This window comes from Escherichia sp. B1147 (assembly GCF_001660175.1).
Classification (GTDB): Bacteria; Pseudomonadota; Gammaproteobacteria; order Enterobacterales; family Enterobacteriaceae; genus Escherichia; species Escherichia whittamii.
The window spans coordinates 57,619-72,322 of the sequence record NZ_LFHY01000017.1 but is presented as its reverse complement, the minus strand read 5'-3'; the positions used below and the strand labels follow the sequence as shown (position 1 = coordinate 72,322).

Here is a 14,704-nt window from a genome sequence, read left to right as displayed (position 1 = left end):
ACCACTTTAGTTACAACATACTTTCTTTATAGCACAGTGGCGGCAACTTGACCACTGTGCATATAGCGTCAGGCAGAAGTAAATTGCGGGATGTTGTGCCACAGTGGCCAGCTGAACGAGAAGCGGGCGCCCCCCAGTTCGCTGGTGTCACAATTGACCGTGCCGCCCATTGCCAGAGCAATAGAGTGGACAATCGCCAGCCCCAGCCCACAGCCGCCAGTTGCCCGGTCGCGGCTAGGATCGAGGCGAACAAAGGGTTCAAAGATATGTTCGCGATTTTCTGCCGCAATCCCCGGACCATCATCTTCAACAATCAATATCGCTCTGTTTCCTGCCAGTAGCAGGCTGGTTTCAACGGTTGAATGGCAGTAGCGCAGGGCGTTGTTGAGCAAGTTATCCAGCACGCGCTCCATTAAGCGCATATCCAGCGCCGCGTAATTACCAGGCATGAGCGTTTTTATCCGTACCGTTTTGTCGGGGGTCACTGCCTGAATATCTTGCAGATGTGTTGACAACCACAACGGCAGGTTTGGTTCGCTAAGATGCAGTTCATTCTGTGGGCGATCGAGTCGGGCATAAGTCAGCAGTTCTTCAATTAAGGCTTCCAGTTGACTGATATCGCGATTCAAGGCCTGGGACTCTGTGGCGTTCAGGTTGTCACTCATCTCCAGCCGATATCGCAGGCGCACTAATGGCGTTCGCAGTTCATGGGCAATGCCATCGATAAGCTGCTTTTTACTGGCAATCAACGCGTTGATATTATCCGCCATCTGGTTAAACGCCACGCCAAGTCGTTCAAAGCTCGAACCATCATCAAAGTGAATACGTTCATTGAGATGGCCATCGCCGAATCGTTGCGCCGCCGCTTCCAGTTTTAACATGTCTTTCCAGTGCGGACGCATCCAGATAAACACCGGAAAGGCGAGGGAAATGGCAATAAAGGCGATCAGTACGATATCCAGCAAACGCATTTGATGGAGGAAATAAAGATAAGGAACGGGACCCACGGCGAGAACGTAGTGGCTGCGCGGGATACGCTGTAAAAAGGTGTACTGATCATCCAGAGCAACAATCTCTCCGCCACGCAATCGGTGCATGGCGTTATTATCGAGATGATATTTACTCAGCGGTTCGACGCGCAGATCGAAAGAGAGATTTAAATCCATCTCCTTCAGCGTTTTCCCCCAGTCGTGCGGAGGGATCTCGCGTAATTCGCTACGCATCAGATACAGCGAACTGTTCATCAAATCATCCAGCGACTGTTTACCTGCACGTTCGGCGGTAAATTTGTACACCAGACCAACCAGTAGAGACATCACCAGAAAGCAGACAAACAGCAAAAGATAAAACTGGATAAACAGTTTTTTCATCGCTTATTCCCACGCATGAGGCGCAAAAAGATAGCCTTTGTTACGCACGGTTTTAATGCGGTAGGGTTCGGCAGCGTTATCGAGCAGTTTTTTTCGTAACCGCGAAATAGCCACATCCACGCTACGATCCTGCCCGTCATAACTGACGCCGCGTAAATTCTTCAGCAGCGCATCGCGGTCCATAATTTGTCCGGCATGGGTGGCTAATTCCCATAACAATTCAAAATCAGCCGTCGAGAGTGAAATCTCATGGTTAGCAAGCGCCACTACGCGGTTGATGGGGTCGATAGTTAATGTACCGAAATGCAATGGTTTGTAAGGAGTCAGAGACGTTTCCTGAATACCTTTGGTCAGCGTCGCTTGTTCATTCTGACGCAAATGTAAACGTAAACGCGCCAACAGAACAGCGGGGGGCGTTGTTTTGAGAATATAATCGCAGGCGCCCATTTCCAGCGCCAGAATGTGGTTCATATCGCTATCGAGGGAGGTCAGCAGAACAATCGGCCCGGACCACTTTGCGCGTAAATCGCGGCAGATGGACATTCCGTCTTTACCTGGCAGCATGATATCGAGCAGCACCAGATCCGGATTTTCCCGCAGAATTGTCTCTTCGGCATGGTCGCCGCGCGGCTCCACAATAACCTGCATATCATGCTTTGCCAGGTACGCTGCAATCAATGAACCGACTTCTGTGTCATCTTCCACAAATACGATAGTGTTCATATTATTCACGTCAGATATAAAAACGTCACAATACACCGCGCTGATTTTACTTACTATCAATCGTTTCTAAACAAGGTTGCATCGGGTATTCTATTGATGACTTGTTATGAAAGTGTTAAGGTAAAAAGATGGGACTGGTAATCAAAGCCGCGCTTGGGGCGCTGGTGGTGGTGTTGATTGGTGTATTAGCTAAAACGAAAAATTACTATATCGCCGGGCTGATCCCGCTTTTCCCGACCTTCGCGCTCATCGCGCATTATATTGTTGTCAGTGAACGCGGCATTGAAGCCTTACGTACCACAATCGTTTTCAGTATGTGGTCGATTATTCCCTATTTTGTTTATCTGGCGTCGTTGTGGTATTTCACCGGAATCATGCGCTTGCCCGCTGCTTTTGTGGGTTCTGTTGCGTGCTGGGGCCTAAGCGCATGGGTGCTAATTATTTGCTGGATGAAGCTGCATTAACGCAAATGGCGGCCGCCATCAAGCGGGAAACTGCGTCCGGTTACAAAGCAACTGGTGAGTAAGTAATCGACCAGATCGATAACTTCTTTCTCACCAGGCGCGGTTTTCATCAGTGATTTATTCAGCGCCTGTTGGCGATATTCGGCGTCATCATGCTCGTTAAACAGGATCAGCGACGGCGCAATAGAATTCACTTTCACTTCCGGTGCCAGCTTGCGGGCAAACGAACGGGTCATATTATCCAGTGCCGCTTTGCTTGCAGCATAGGCAATATGTTTGTCGCTTCCGCGCTCCACCACATAATCGGTGAAGTGAATGATATCGCTGGCAGCGTGTCCGTGACCGCGCAGTAATCTTTCCAACGCATGGTTGAGCAGGTAAGGGGTATTAACATGGATCTGCATCATGCAGGCCAGAACATCAGTCAGCGGTGTACCCGGTTTTTCCGCCATCCACGCGCTGGCGTTATGCAAAATGGCACGCAGGCCGTGGGTGCTCTTTAGCACTTCATCGGCAAATGCCATCACACCGTCGTTTGTTGAAAAATCAGCCTGAATACACTGCGCACCCGCCTGAATCAGCCCATCAATGGCAGGATAGTGCGTCCGATAGCTGACAATCACCGGTTGCTTTTGATTAATAAAATGCCAGGCGAGGGCGAGGCCGATGCGACGACCTCCGCCAGTAATTAATATTGGCAAGAGTTGGGTTTTCCCCATCGTTAATCTCCTTTGCAAGCCAACGATGGGACGACAGTTATCCCACCAACATCCAGGTTGCCGGAACCGAGGCAATTAACAGCATGCCAATTAGCACCATTTCCTGACGATTCAATACATTATCATGTGTATGCGTTTTACGCGCGTACAGGAAGACCAGTAGCCCTGGCGCATACAGAACGACGGACAACAACAGGTGCATTGGGCCTGAAGCGTATAATAACCATAAGCCATAAATGCAGGCACCGACACCTACCGCTTTATGCAGCGGACGAGTAGCGATTTTCAACAAGAACGCGCCAACCAGGAAATAGGGCACCAGAATCATTTCTGAGGCGATGGTCAGCAACGTGTTGTAATCGGAACCGGTCAGCCAGATCAGAACCAGACAAATTTGCACGCAGATGTTAGTCAGCCACAGCGAGGCAGACGGCGCTGCTTGTGCATTCTGGCGCGCAAAAATGCGCGGGAATGCCTTATGGGTAGCAGCCAGGAAGGGGACTTCTGCCGCCATAATGGTCCAGCTTAAATACGCGCCACAAACGGAAACGATCAATCCGGCAGCGATGATAATCTCGCCCCACGGCCCCATCATTTTCACCATTAGACCGGCCATAGACGGGTTACGAATCTCAGCAAGTTCAGGACGCGCAACCACACCCAGCGAAAGCAGCGTGACCAATAAATAAACGCCCAGTGCGGAAAGCACCGCCAGAAGCGTTGCTTTGCCAACATCATGTTTATTCCGGGCGCGTGAAGAAACAACCACCGCACCTTCCACACCAATGAATACCCACAGTGTGATCAGCATGGTGTTTTTCACTTGTTCCCATACCGGTATGCCAAGCGCAAGGCCTGTAAAGTCGAGCTTGAAGGTGTCCAGTTTGAACATCATCATCGCCAGCACAATAAACAAACCAAGCGGCAATAATTTTGCCAATGTCGCCACCAGGTTAATGCTGGCGGCGGTTTGTACGCCGCGCAGGGTCAAAAAGTGAACAATCCACAATAATGCCGATGCACCGACGATCGATTGCCAGGTGTTACCATCGCCAAACAGGCGTAGTTCCGGCGTATCAGTGAAGAAACTTAATGCGGAAAAGACGATAACCAGATAAGAGACGTTGGCGATAACCGCGCATAGCCAGTACCCCCATGCGGAGCAGAAGCCGATTAACTCGCCAAATCCTTCCCGTGCATAGGTAAAAATACCGCCGTCAAGGTCGGGACGAATGCGTGTCAGGATCAGCATGGCAAAGGCCAGCAATAGGATGCCAGCGCCAGTAATACCCCAGCCGATGAGCAGTGCTGCCGGGCTGGCAACCGCCGCCATATTTTGCGGCAGACTGAAAACACCCGCGCCCAGCATTGAGCTTAATACCAGCGCGGTGAGTGCGCTCAGTCCCAGTTTCTTTTCCATCGATATCCAGTGTTTAAAACGTGTTTAAAAGAATAAATATTAGGGCAGAACGCATAAAAATGGTGTTTGCCACTGAAGCGCGGGATTTTACGAAGAGATGTGTCTACATGCAATGGTCACTGGGAAATTTGTGCTAAAAATGCAAAAGGCGGCATAAAGCCGCCTTATCAGTGATACTGAATAGTTATTTATACAGGTCTGCGCTGATGGTCAGGTTATTACCACGTTCCTGCCACTGGCGAGTGATGTGGTAATACTTAGCGCCTTTCTTCGCGGCACGTTTAGCAACCTGGTAGGAGACTTCGGTCATGTTGCCGTAGTTACCCGAGAACTTAATACTATCGAACGGGACCATCATTGCTGCGGTCGCTTTGTTCAGTTCTTCTACTTTGGTGCCGTCAGGAAGCGTGACAGTGTAACGTCCGCCTTTTGAGGACTGCGTTTCAAAGAAACGACCGACTTCTGCACTTGGTGATGCAGTAGTGGCAACGCCCGGGATTTCAACTTTCTTCGCGGCTTCGCCACCCGCGGCCAGCGCCGCGCGACCAGCATCAGAATCCGCCGGGATCACATCCGGGCTCTGGACGATGCGTTTTTTAGCATCTTGTTTGTAGATGAATGCAGTAATACGCTGGTTGCCGCCCTGGTTGGCATCTATCTGGCGAACGATGTAGTAAGAGTAGGCACCTTTCGCTTTTGCTGCTTTGGTGATGGCATCATTCACTTCCGGCTGGCTACGGAAGAAACCCTGCACGGTCACGGTGTCGTACGGCTCAATAAGAACAGCCTGCTCTTTAGGCAGTTCAATCACGCCATTAAAAACGCGATTCTTATCAGCTTCAGCTTTTTCAGCATCGGCTTTATAGAGGTCTGCAACTACACGCCAGTTACCGCTATTACCGAAATCTGAAGTGTCGACAACATAAAAAGAGGCGGCACCTTCTTTATCAGCGCGACGGGAAACAGCTTTAACCGCTTCGCCAATGGCATTAAAACGACCGGTAACCACTACACGGTCAAAAGGTTTAACCGCTGCCGCTTGCTCCGGTGTCAGTTCTGTTGCTGCGTTAACGGAAAATGCCGTAGCAGAAAGCAGTGCCGACGCCAGGAGGGTGTTCTTAAGCTTCATAAAAATAATCCTTCGCCTTGCGCAAACCAGGTACTGGTATTGTTATTAACGAGAAACGTGGCTGATTATTGCATTTAAACGGTGTAACTGTCTGCGTCATTTTTCATATCCGCTTCCTTGATTTGATTTTAAACCTGATCGGATGATCATCAGTGCTTAAAAAATAGTCGCAGTAACATAAAAACTGCTGAAATGACTGAATTGCATAAGTTAATTTAATGTAAAGCAATAGATTTTGCCGGGGGGATATCATGTTTTACCAGGCCACCGGAGACAATTATCGGTCTTTATCCTGTGTTCTAAGGTGTTTATCCCTCAGTCATCACTGAATCGTTTATATTTTGCGAGTTCACGCCGAATTACTGATTTTTGACGCTAGATCACAGGCATTATTTTCAGTACGTTATAGACGTTTGTTACTAATTTATTTTAACGGAGTAACATTTAGCTCGTACATGAGCGGCTTGTGTATCAAAAACACAGGCAAACCATCATCAATAAAACCGATGGAAGGGAATATCATGCGAATTGGCATACCAAGAGAACGGTTAACCAATGAAACCCGTGTTGCAGCAACACCGAAAACAGTGGAGCAGTTGCTGAAACTAGGTTTTACCGTCGCGGTAGAGAGCGGCGCAGGTCAACTGGCAAGTTTTGACGATAAAGCGTTTGTGCAAGCGGGCGCCGAAATTGTAGAAGGGAATAACGTCTGGCAGTCAGAGATCATTCTGAAGGTCAATGCGCCGTTAGATGATGAAATTGCGTTACTGAATCCGGGGACCACGCTGGTGAGCTTCATCTGGCCCGCGCAGAATCCGGAGTTAATGCAAAAACTCGCGGAGCGTAACGTGACCGTGATGGCGATGGACTCTGTACCACGTATCTCACGTGCACAATCGCTGGATGCGCTAAGTTCGATGGCGAATATCGCTGGCTATCGCGCCATTGTTGAAGCGGCTCATGAGTTTGGGCGTTTCTTTACCGGGCAAATCACCGCAGCAGGTAAAGTCCCTCCGGCAAAAGTGATGGTGATTGGTGCGGGCGTTGCGGGCCTGGCGGCCATTGGCGCAGCAAACAGCCTTGGCGCAATTGTGCGTGCATTCGATACCCGCCCGGAAGTGAAAGAACAAGTTCAAAGTATGGGCGCGGAATTCCTCGAGCTGGATTTTAAAGAGGAAGCAGGTAGCGGCGATGGTTACGCCAAAGTGATGTCGGAAGCGTTCATCAAAGCCGAAATGGAACTCTTTGCCGCCCAGGCAAAAGAGGTCGATATCATTGTGACTACCGCGCTTATTCCAGGCAAACCAGCACCGAAACTGATTACCCGTGAAATGGTTGATTCGATGAAATCGGGTAGTGTGATTGTCGACCTGGCAGCCCAAAACGGTGGTAACTGTGAATACACCGTGCCGGGTGAAATCTTCACCACGGAGAATGGTGTCAAAGTGATTGGCTACACCGATCTTCCTGGTCGTCTGCCGACGCAATCATCACAGCTTTACGGCACCAACCTTGTCAATCTACTGAAACTGTTGTGCAAAGAGAAAGACGGCAACATCACGGTTGATTTTGATGATGTGGTAATTCGCGGCGTGACCGTGATCCGTGCTGGCGAAATTACCTGGCCGGCGCCGCCGATTCAGGTTTCAGCCCAGCCGCAGGCAGCGCAGAAAGCGGCACCTGAAGTGAAAACCGAAGAAAAATGTGCCTGCTCACCGTGGCGTAAATACGCGCTGATGGCGCTGGCAATCATTCTTTTCGGCTGGTTTGCAAGCGTAGCACCGAAAGAATTCCTCGGACACTTTACCGTTTTCGCGCTGGCATGCGTCGTAGGTTATTACGTGGTGTGGAATGTCTCTCATGCGTTGCATACGCCGCTGATGTCGGTTACTAACGCGATTTCAGGGATTATTGTTGTCGGAGCTCTATTGCAGATTGGCCAGGGCGGCTGGGTTAGCTTCCTTAGTTTTATCGCGGTGCTTATCGCCAGCATTAATATTTTCGGTGGCTTTACCGTGACTCAGCGCATGCTGAAAATGTTTCGTAAAAACTAAGGGGTAGCATATGTCTGGAGGATTAGTTACAGCTGCATACATTGTTGCCGCGATCCTGTTTATCTTCAGCCTGGCCGGGCTTTCTAAACATGAAACGTCTCGTCGGGGTAACAACCTTGGTATCGCCGGGATGGCGATTGCGTTAATCGCGACTATCTTTGGACCAGATACTGGTAACGTTGGCTGGATCCTGGTTGCGATGGTCATCGGTGGCGCGATTGGTATCCGTCTGGCGAAGAAAGTCGAAATGACCGAAATGCCGGAACTGGTGGCGATCCTGCATAGCTTCGTTGGTCTGGCGGCGGTGTTGGTTGGTTTTAACAGTTATCTGCATCATGACGCGGAAATGGCGCCGATTCTGGCCAATATTCACCTGACGGAAGTATTCCTCGGTATCTTCATCGGTGCGGTGACTTTCACTGGGTCGGTCGTGGCGTTCGGTAAGCTGTGCGGAAAGATTTCGTCTAAACCGTTGATGCTGCCAAACCGCCATAAAATGAACCTGGCTGCATTGGTCGTTTCCTTCCTGCTATTGATGGTGTTTGTTCGTACCGATAGTGTTGGCTTGCAGGTGCTGGCATTACTGATAATGACCGCTATTGCGCTGGTATTCGGTTGGCATTTGGTGGCTTCTATCGGTGGTGCAGATATGCCAGTGGTAGTGTCGATGCTGAACTCCTACTCCGGTTGGGCGGCAGCGGCAGCGGGCTTTATGCTTAGTAACGACCTGCTGATTGTGACCGGTGCGCTGGTCGGTTCTTCGGGCGCCATTCTTTCTTACATCATGTGTAAGGCGATGAACCGTTCCTTTATCAGCGTTATTGCGGGTGGTTTCGGCACCGATGGTTCCTCTACCGGCGATGATCAGGAAGTCGGCGAGCATCGTGAAATCACAGCGGAAGAGACGGCGGAACTGCTGAAAAACTCCCATTCGGTGATAATCACCCCAGGATACGGCATGGCGGTAGCGCAGGCACAATATCCGGTCGCAGAAATCACCGAGAAACTGCGTGCGCGCGGCATCAACGTGCGTTTCGGTATTCACCCGGTTGCGGGCCGTTTACCCGGGCATATGAACGTGTTGCTGGCGGAAGCGAAAGTACCGTATGACATCGTGCTGGAGATGGACGAAATCAACGATGACTTCGCGGATACCGATACCGTACTGGTGATTGGTGCCAACGATACGGTTAACCCGGCGGCACAGGACGATCCGAAGAGCCCGATTGCTGGCATGCCTGTTTTGGAAGTGTGGAAAGCGCAGAACGTGATTGTCTTTAAACGCTCGATGAACACTGGCTATGCTGGCGTGCAAAACCCGCTGTTCTTCAAGGAGAACACTCACATGCTGTTTGGTGACGCCAAAGCCAGCGTGGATGCAATCCTCAAAGCTCTGTAACCTCAACGGCCTCTACGGAGGCCGCTTGCCCGCGCAGAAATGAGGCCTACATGTAAGCTGCAATGTATTGAATATGCACTAACTTGTAGGCCGCATTGGCCAAATGGCCGTTACTCTTTATTGAGATCGCTTAACAGAACGGCGATGCTTTGGCCTCCCGCCGTTTGCTCAAGCGCAATTTTGACAATAATCGTCAACGGCACAGAAAGCAGCATACCTACCGGTCCTAACAACCATCCCCAAAAGATTAATGACAAAAAGACCACCAGTGTGGAAAGTCCTAACCCGCGTCCCATAATGCGTGGCTCCAGAATATTGCCGAAGACCAAATTAATCAGCAGATATCCCGCCAGCACCAACAACGCTTCGTAGAAGCCATTAAAGACCAGAACCTGGGCGATAGGGGGGATAGCCGCCAGAACCGAACCAATATTGGGGATGTAATTAAGCGCAAAGGCCAACAATCCCCAGACAAAAGCAAAGCGAACGTCCATTGCGGCGAGCATCGCCCAGGCGACCAGTCCGGTGATGATGCTAATGGCCGTCTTCAGCACCAGGTAATGCGATACACTATCAATGGCACGTTGAATAGCCGCCATTCCCTCGGCTGGGCGAGCCATCATTTGTTGCAGTTTGCAGGGCAGTTGTGGCACTTCGAGCAGCATAAACAGCACCGTCAGCAGCAACAAAAATATTGACGACATGGCATTTGTTAACTGCGTCAGCAGGTTGGTGAGTAACGTCATTGCTGCGTTGGGGTCAATGTAATGCGCCAGTTGATCAACCGAGACATCAATACCCACGCGTTGTAATAACGGTTCCAGAGCTTGCAGCGGTTTTATGATGGAGCTGCGATAGAGCGGCAAGGTACGAGTGAGTTCATTGAGTGTTGAGCCGAGATAGGCAAGCAGCAGTATCATCGCCATTACGATGATGATCATTAAAATCGACACAGCCAGTACGCGTGGCACTCGCCAGCGAACCATGCGTTGTACCAGAGGATTAAGAATTACTGCGATAAATAGAGCGAGGATAAAGGGGACGATGATATCGGCGGCAAACCGAATGCCACAGAGAATAATGACCAGCATTCCCAACATAATGACGATTTTTAGGCCATTGAGTGTGATGATCGGCTTTGCCATTCTTATCCCCGTTTGTTCTTCCTTCACTAATAATATTTTATTTTAAGCGGCGGCATTATAACGAAAATCGAACCACTCAGGTAAAGAAATGAAAATGTTTTGAGTAAATTCTTAAGCTATGGTACAAATCAGACGTGTTCAACTACCGAGGACAATTATCATCCGCGATGACGAGAAGCAACACTGCGGATAATTGTAATATTATGGACAATTTGTTCAGGACGTTATTTTCTACATCTACTCATCTTCGTACCTCATCCACTATCTTGCTCGCAGGTGAGCAGCACTGGCGCAACGCGCTTTAGTCCTTTCTTCTGCCGAAGCTTACGCTATGCGCTGGGCTCGACCACTTTACTTAGATTTCGCTGAATTAAGCGAACATTAAAATAATTCTCTTGCAGGAGAAGGGCGATGTATTTTTATTGGGTTTTATTAGGTCTGGCTATTGCCACAGAAATTACCGGCACGTTATCTATGAAATGGGCTAGCGTCAGTGATGGAAACGGCGGATTTATTTTAATGCTGGTGATGATTTCTCTGTCATATATATTTCTCTCTTTCGCCGTTAAAAAAATCGCGTTAGGCGTAGCCTATGCGCTGTGGGAAGGCATCGGTATTTTATTTATTACGCTGTTTAGCGTTTTGTTATTTGATGAAAGTTTATCGCCGATGAAAATTGCTGGGTTAACGGCCCTGGTTGCCGGGATTGTATTGATCAAATCGGGTACGCGTAAAGTGCGTAAATCTACGCTGGAGCAGAATCATGGTTCAGTTTGAATGGATTCACGCCGCCTGGTTGGCACTGGCAATAGTGCTGGAAATTATTGCAAACGTCTTTTTGAAATTTTCTGATGGCTTTCGCCGTAAAATCTTTGGCTTGCTGTCGCTGGCGGCGGTACTTGCTGCTTTTAGTGCACTATCCCAGGCAGTTAAAGGGATAGACTTGTCAGTGGCGTATGCATTGTGGGGGGGATTTGGTATTGTCGCCACATTAGCAGCCGGTTGGGTCCTGTTTGGTCAGCGCTTAAACCGCAAAGGCTGGGTTGGGCTGGTCCTGTTGTTAGCTGGAATGATCATGGTGAAACTTGCCTGACGCTTATGCTGCCCGTATTTTCGGGCAGCATGTAAACGCTATTGCCGGGATAACTCTTCCAGTTTGTCGCGAAAGCCGGTAACAGAGATAGCCCGGTTATCGGCCCGCCAGCGGTCTTTCGCCGCAGGCGCCGAACTTTGCACGCCAATCAACTGCCAGCCGTCATCAGTATGCAGCATTAGCGGCGAACCGCTGTCTCCCGGTAGGGTATCGCACTGATGCGACATCACTGACGTTTGCGCCCAGCCAGTCACTTCGCAATTTTTATGACTGTACAACGTATCCAGGTGATCCTCGGGATATCCTGCCTGGGTCACTTTACGACCCGCCGCCTTTAATGCGGTGGTGAGTGCTGCTTTGTCGCCCTCGAAAAGTGGTAAGGGGGTAATGCCGGAAGGCGGATTACGCAACACAATCAAACCAAAATCCCACGGCGCGGCAGCAGGCGGGACAATCCAGCCATCTCCATTAGCCTTTAACCGTTTTCCTAATGTCGGATCAACACGGCCTTCAATGTTGTGGATCTCATAGCGCCATAGCCCTTTATTCGACACAAAACGCAGCGCAATTGCTTTGTCTGGTTTGCCTTTTGGCGGCGTTAATAAACAGTGACCCGCCGTTAATGCGAGATTAGGCGCAATCAGGGTAGCCGTGCAGAGATTTCCACTGGCAGTCTCCAGTTGCCCAACTGCATCCCACGGAGATTGGGTCGTGTTAATTACCGGCACTCGATCGTCATGACCAAAAAAAAGGGTGCTGACTTCATCATTAGCCGATTCAGGACTGTCAGGTTTATCCGCAAATACAAATGCAGATGTCAAACTAATTGCACCCAGTACTACAGCAATGGTTGTACGCATATCACACTCTGGTGGGTAATTATGATTATTAAAAGCAAACCCTCATAAATACTATAGCCGGGACGGGATTAAAGTGGGAGTGAAATCAGATAACTACGATCAGAAAAGATAAAAGCGAGTGGCAATAAGTGCGCATAATATAAGGATGATAAGAATGAACTCAAAGCGATAACGGCCCACCATAGTACCCTCCGCTAAAGGCGGCGCTAAACGTTATCCGTTTAGCACCGCAATTTTCAGGCGCGAGGGGGCGCGCCATTATTGCTGTTGAAAACTCAAGCTGCTGGTTGTGCTGCTGGTTTTGCAGGTTGCTGATTGCTGTGTTTCTTGGCGTGTTTTTTCGCTGCTTGTGCTTTTTGTTCCGGTGCTTTCTGTTCAGTTGTCGCTTTTTTATGATGCTTTTTAGCCGCCTGCGCTTTTTGGGCAGGTGCTGCTTTATGCTGTTTTTTATGATGAGTGGTTTTTGCAGGTGCAGCTTTGGTGGCAGTCGTTGCTGGGGCCGGTGTGGTCGCAGTCTCTGCGGCAAAGACGGCAGAAGAGAGACTCATTGCAGCGGCAACAACCAGAGCTAATACTTTTTTCATTGTCATACCCTCAATTTGGTTTTTTATGCAACCCCACTGCGGGGCCGATGTAATGACTATATCTCGGGTAATGAGAAGCTTCCGTGAGTGGTTGGTTTCGGCATGTAACGATATGTACAAAGTAAATTGGTAAATAATAACGTGATGTGATTTAAGGTGAATCCCCTACTAATATCAGTAGTCTTGATCGAGTTTACTATTTCGCTGTTCCCAAAACGGTAGAATTACTTTGCATCATCAATAAATGACACACAGTAAATGAATCCGATAATTTGGGTGTTTATTATCCTGATGACGTTAGATGCGCTGCGGGAATTGGCTGGCGCTTCGTCTATTTTAGGATGGTTATTAACGTTGAGTTGAGCAGACAATAAGTCCGGGTGGGTATTTTACTCCGCCCGGACTTATTTTTTCAGGCGTGCAATCTATGGTGCAAACGTGTACCCACTATAATCGCGACCACCAGCATTGACGCAATAAAGGTACCGACGCCGTTCCAACCGTAGTTATGCCAGAAGACCCCACCTAATGTTCCGGCAATACTTGATCCCAGGTAGTAACTGAACAGATACAGCGAGGAAGCCTGGCCTTTGGCGCGTTTAGCGCGGGGGCCAATCCAACTGCTGGCGACCGAGTGAGCGGCAAAGAATCCGGCGGAGAAGAGCAACATTCCGGCAAAAATCAACCATATCGAACTGAATAATGTCATTAACAGGCCAACAAGCATGACACCTGTCGAAGACAACATTACAGGGCCGCGTCCAAAGCGGGTGGTCATAGTTCCGGCTTTTGGTGAACTCCAGGTGCCTGTCAAATAGACCAGCGATAATAACCCAACCACTGCCTGGCTAACATGCCAGGGGGAGAGCATCAAGCGATAGCCGATGTAATTAAACAGCGTTACGAATGAGCCCATCAACAAAAAACCCTCTGCGAATAACAAAGGCAAACCCTGGTCGCGCCAGTGCAGACGGAAGTTGATAAATAACGTTTTAGGGCGCAGTGAAGAAGGGCGGAAATGGCGAGATTCCGGAAGAATTTTCCAGAACATTAACGCCGAGGCCAGTGCGAAACAGCCAATCGCTGCCAGTGCAATTCGCCAGCTGAAGAAATCGGTAAAGACACCGCTAATTAAGCGTCCGCTCATGCCGCCAATCGAGTTACCGCTGATATACAACCCCATCGAAAAGGCGACAAAACTCGGGTGGATCTCTTCACTAAGGTAGGTCATGCCCACCGCAGCCACGCCGCTTAATGAAAGGCCAATCAAGGCGCGCATCACCAAAATGCCGTGCCAGCTGGTCATCATCGTCGAAAATAACGTACAGATGGAGGCCAACAATAGCGCCGTCACCATCACTGGCTTGCGACCAATGGCATCGGAAAGCGGGCCAGTAAACAGCAAACCGATAGCCAGCATTGCCGTTGAAATTGACAGTGAAATGCTACTGTTTGCGGGTGTTAAGCCAAACTCCTGCGAAAGAACCGGAAGGATAGGTTGCACACAATAGAGAAGTGCGAAGGTTGCCAGTCCGGCAGAAAAAAGCGCCAGGGTCACGCGCATGAATTGCGGCGTACCGCGTTTGATGAATAGGTTTGGCTGGGAAACGTTTTGCTTGTCAGTGTCGCTTGCCGGAGCGCCATCAACAGTTGTGGTACGACTCACTTGAAATCCTTACTAAATATGCGCGTTGTGTTAGCTCAGGAATAGAGTAGGAAAATCGAATTGTTATGTCTAATATAT

Annotated in this window: 16 protein-coding genes; 6 read left to right on the top strand and 10 right to left on the bottom strand. The window is 49.5% G+C overall.

All coding sequences use genetic code 11. The annotated features are described in order from the left end of the window. Positions 1-68: 68 nt before the first annotated feature. Both rstB and rstA read right to left on the bottom strand, forming a co-directional pair. Positions 69-1,370 (bottom strand): two-component system sensor histidine kinase RstB, encoded by a 1,302-nt coding sequence (rstB, locus tag A9180_RS18340; RefSeq protein WP_064530001.1) that lies wholly within the window; start codon positions 1,368-1,370, stop codon positions 69-71. A 3-nt stretch (positions 1,371-1,373) separates the two neighbouring features. Then, a complete protein-coding gene (rstA, locus tag A9180_RS18335) occupies positions 1,374-2,093 on the bottom strand; it encodes a two-component system response regulator RstA (protein ID WP_064530000.1) in 720 nt (239 codons plus the stop codon). A gap of 128 nt (positions 2,094-2,221) precedes the next feature. Here rstA and A9180_RS18330 point away from each other — a divergent pair, with 128 nt between their 5' ends. Continuing rightward, positions 2,222-2,557: a GlpM family protein gene (locus tag A9180_RS18330; RefSeq protein ID WP_064529999.1), complete on the top strand. Its 336-nt coding sequence runs from the start codon at positions 2,222-2,224 to the stop codon at positions 2,555-2,557. Here A9180_RS18330 and folM read toward each other — a convergent pair. The 3 genes from folM to ydgH form a co-directional block, all read right to left on the bottom strand. Next, positions 2,554-3,276: a dihydromonapterin reductase gene (folM, locus tag A9180_RS18325; protein WP_064529998.1), complete on the bottom strand. Its 723-nt coding sequence runs from the start codon at positions 3,274-3,276 to the stop codon at positions 2,554-2,556. The genes A9180_RS18330 and folM overlap by 4 nt on opposite strands. Before the next feature lie 37 nt (positions 3,277-3,313). Continuing rightward, positions 3,314-4,696 (bottom strand): amino acid permease, encoded by a 1,383-nt coding sequence (locus A9180_RS18320; RefSeq protein ID WP_064529997.1) that lies wholly within the window; start codon positions 4,694-4,696, stop codon positions 3,314-3,316. Between the two features lie 184 nt (positions 4,697-4,880). Continuing rightward, on the bottom strand, positions 4,881-5,825 hold the full coding sequence (gene ydgH, locus A9180_RS18315; protein WP_064529996.1) for a DUF1471 family protein YdgH: 945 nt from the start codon (positions 5,823-5,825) through the stop codon (positions 4,881-4,883). Between the two features lie 521 nt (positions 5,826-6,346). Here ydgH and pntA point away from each other — a divergent pair. After that, positions 6,347-7,879: a Re/Si-specific NAD(P)(+) transhydrogenase subunit alpha gene (gene pntA, locus A9180_RS18310; RefSeq protein ID WP_064529995.1), complete on the top strand. Its 1,533-nt coding sequence runs from the start codon at positions 6,347-6,349 to the stop codon at positions 7,877-7,879. Positions 7,880-7,889: 10 nt separating this feature from the next. Continuing rightward, on the top strand, positions 7,890-9,278 hold the full coding sequence (gene pntB, locus A9180_RS18305; protein ID WP_064529994.1) for a Re/Si-specific NAD(P)(+) transhydrogenase subunit beta: 1,389 nt from the start codon (positions 7,890-7,892) through the stop codon (positions 9,276-9,278). 110 nt (positions 9,279-9,388) lie between these two features. On the opposite strand, the gene tqsA is transcribed toward pntB, so the two are convergent. Then, positions 9,389-10,423 carry an AI-2 transporter TqsA gene (gene tqsA / locus A9180_RS18300; RefSeq protein WP_064529993.1) on the bottom strand — a complete coding sequence of 345 codons (1,035 nt, stop codon included), beginning with the start codon at positions 10,421-10,423 and terminating at the stop codon, positions 9,389-9,391. A 411-nt stretch (positions 10,424-10,834) separates the two neighbouring features. On the opposite strand from tqsA, the gene mdtJ reads away from it, so the two are divergent. Both mdtJ and mdtI read left to right on the top strand, forming a co-directional pair. After that, a complete protein-coding gene (gene mdtJ, locus A9180_RS18295) occupies positions 10,835-11,200 on the top strand; it encodes a multidrug/spermidine efflux SMR transporter subunit MdtJ (RefSeq protein WP_064529992.1) in 366 nt (121 codons plus the stop codon). Next, positions 11,187-11,516, top strand: coding sequence for a multidrug/spermidine efflux SMR transporter subunit MdtI (gene mdtI / locus A9180_RS18290; protein WP_064529991.1), 330 nt, complete (start codon positions 11,187-11,189; stop codon positions 11,514-11,516). The genes mdtJ and mdtI overlap by 14 nt, the downstream gene beginning before the upstream one ends. Positions 11,517-11,554: 38 nt before the next feature. Here the strand turns inward: mdtI and A9180_RS18285 are convergent, their stop codons facing one another. The 3 genes from A9180_RS18285 to asr form a co-directional block, all read right to left on the bottom strand. After that, positions 11,555-12,376, bottom strand: coding sequence for a trypsin-like serine peptidase (locus A9180_RS18285; protein WP_064529990.1), 822 nt, complete (start codon positions 12,374-12,376; stop codon positions 11,555-11,557). A 99-nt stretch (positions 12,377-12,475) separates the two neighbouring features. Next, positions 12,476-12,559, bottom strand: coding sequence for a hypothetical protein (locus tag A9180_RS18280; RefSeq protein ID WP_000233091.1), 84 nt, complete (start codon positions 12,557-12,559; stop codon positions 12,476-12,478). Between the two features lie 92 nt (positions 12,560-12,651). Then, positions 12,652-12,960 (bottom strand): acid resistance repetitive basic protein Asr, encoded by a 309-nt coding sequence (gene asr / locus A9180_RS18275; RefSeq protein WP_064529989.1) that lies wholly within the window; start codon positions 12,958-12,960, stop codon positions 12,652-12,654. Between the two features lie 258 nt (positions 12,961-13,218). Here asr and A9180_RS25025 point away from each other — a divergent pair, with 258 nt between their 5' ends. Then, the gene (locus A9180_RS25025) at positions 13,219-13,323 is read left to right on the top strand and encodes a KPN_01571 family protein (protein ID WP_222928544.1); all 105 of its coding nucleotides are present in this window, start codon (positions 13,219-13,221) and stop codon (positions 13,321-13,323) included. Positions 13,324-13,372: 49 nt separating this feature from the next. On the opposite strand, the gene A9180_RS18270 is transcribed toward A9180_RS25025, so the two are convergent. Beyond that, complete coding sequence (locus tag A9180_RS18270) at positions 13,373-14,626, bottom strand: MFS transporter (RefSeq protein ID WP_064529988.1); 1,254 nt, start codon at positions 14,624-14,626, stop codon at positions 13,373-13,375. Positions 14,627-14,704 lie beyond the last annotated feature (78 nt).

Coding starts and splice junctions, on each gene's coding strand:
- rstB (WP_064530001.1), bottom strand. CDS start 1,370: ATGAAAAAACTGTTTATCCAGTTTTATCTTTTGCTGTTTGTCTGCTTT.
- rstA (WP_064530000.1), bottom strand. CDS start 2,093: ATGAACACTATCGTATTTGTGGAAGATGACACAGAAGTCGGTTCATTG.
- A9180_RS18330 (WP_064529999.1), top strand. CDS start 2,222: ATGGGACTGGTAATCAAAGCCGCGCTTGGGGCGCTGGTGGTGGTGTTG.
- folM (WP_064529998.1), bottom strand. CDS start 3,276: ATGGGGAAAACCCAACTCTTGCCAATATTAATTACTGGCGGAGGTCGT.
- A9180_RS18320 (WP_064529997.1), bottom strand. CDS start 4,696: ATGGAAAAGAAACTGGGACTGAGCGCACTCACCGCGCTGGTATTAAGC.
- ydgH (WP_064529996.1), bottom strand. CDS start 5,825: ATGAAGCTTAAGAACACCCTCCTGGCGTCGGCACTGCTTTCTGCTACG.
- pntA (WP_064529995.1), top strand. CDS start 6,347: ATGCGAATTGGCATACCAAGAGAACGGTTAACCAATGAAACCCGTGTT.
- pntB (WP_064529994.1), top strand. CDS start 7,890: ATGTCTGGAGGATTAGTTACAGCTGCATACATTGTTGCCGCGATCCTG.
- tqsA (WP_064529993.1), bottom strand. CDS start 10,423: ATGGCAAAGCCGATCATCACACTCAATGGCCTAAAAATCGTCATTATG.
- mdtJ (WP_064529992.1), top strand. CDS start 10,835: ATGTATTTTTATTGGGTTTTATTAGGTCTGGCTATTGCCACAGAAATT.
- mdtI (WP_064529991.1), top strand. CDS start 11,187: ATGGTTCAGTTTGAATGGATTCACGCCGCCTGGTTGGCACTGGCAATA.
- A9180_RS18285 (WP_064529990.1), bottom strand. CDS start 12,376: ATGCGTACAACCATTGCTGTAGTACTGGGTGCAATTAGTTTGACATCT.
- A9180_RS18280 (WP_000233091.1), bottom strand. CDS start 12,559: ATGGTGGGCCGTTATCGCTTTGAGTTCATTCTTATCATCCTTATATTA.
- asr (WP_064529989.1), bottom strand. CDS start 12,960: ATGAAAAAAGTATTAGCTCTGGTTGTTGCCGCTGCAATGAGTCTCTCT.
- A9180_RS25025 (WP_222928544.1), top strand. CDS start 13,219: ATGAATCCGATAATTTGGGTGTTTATTATCCTGATGACGTTAGATGCG.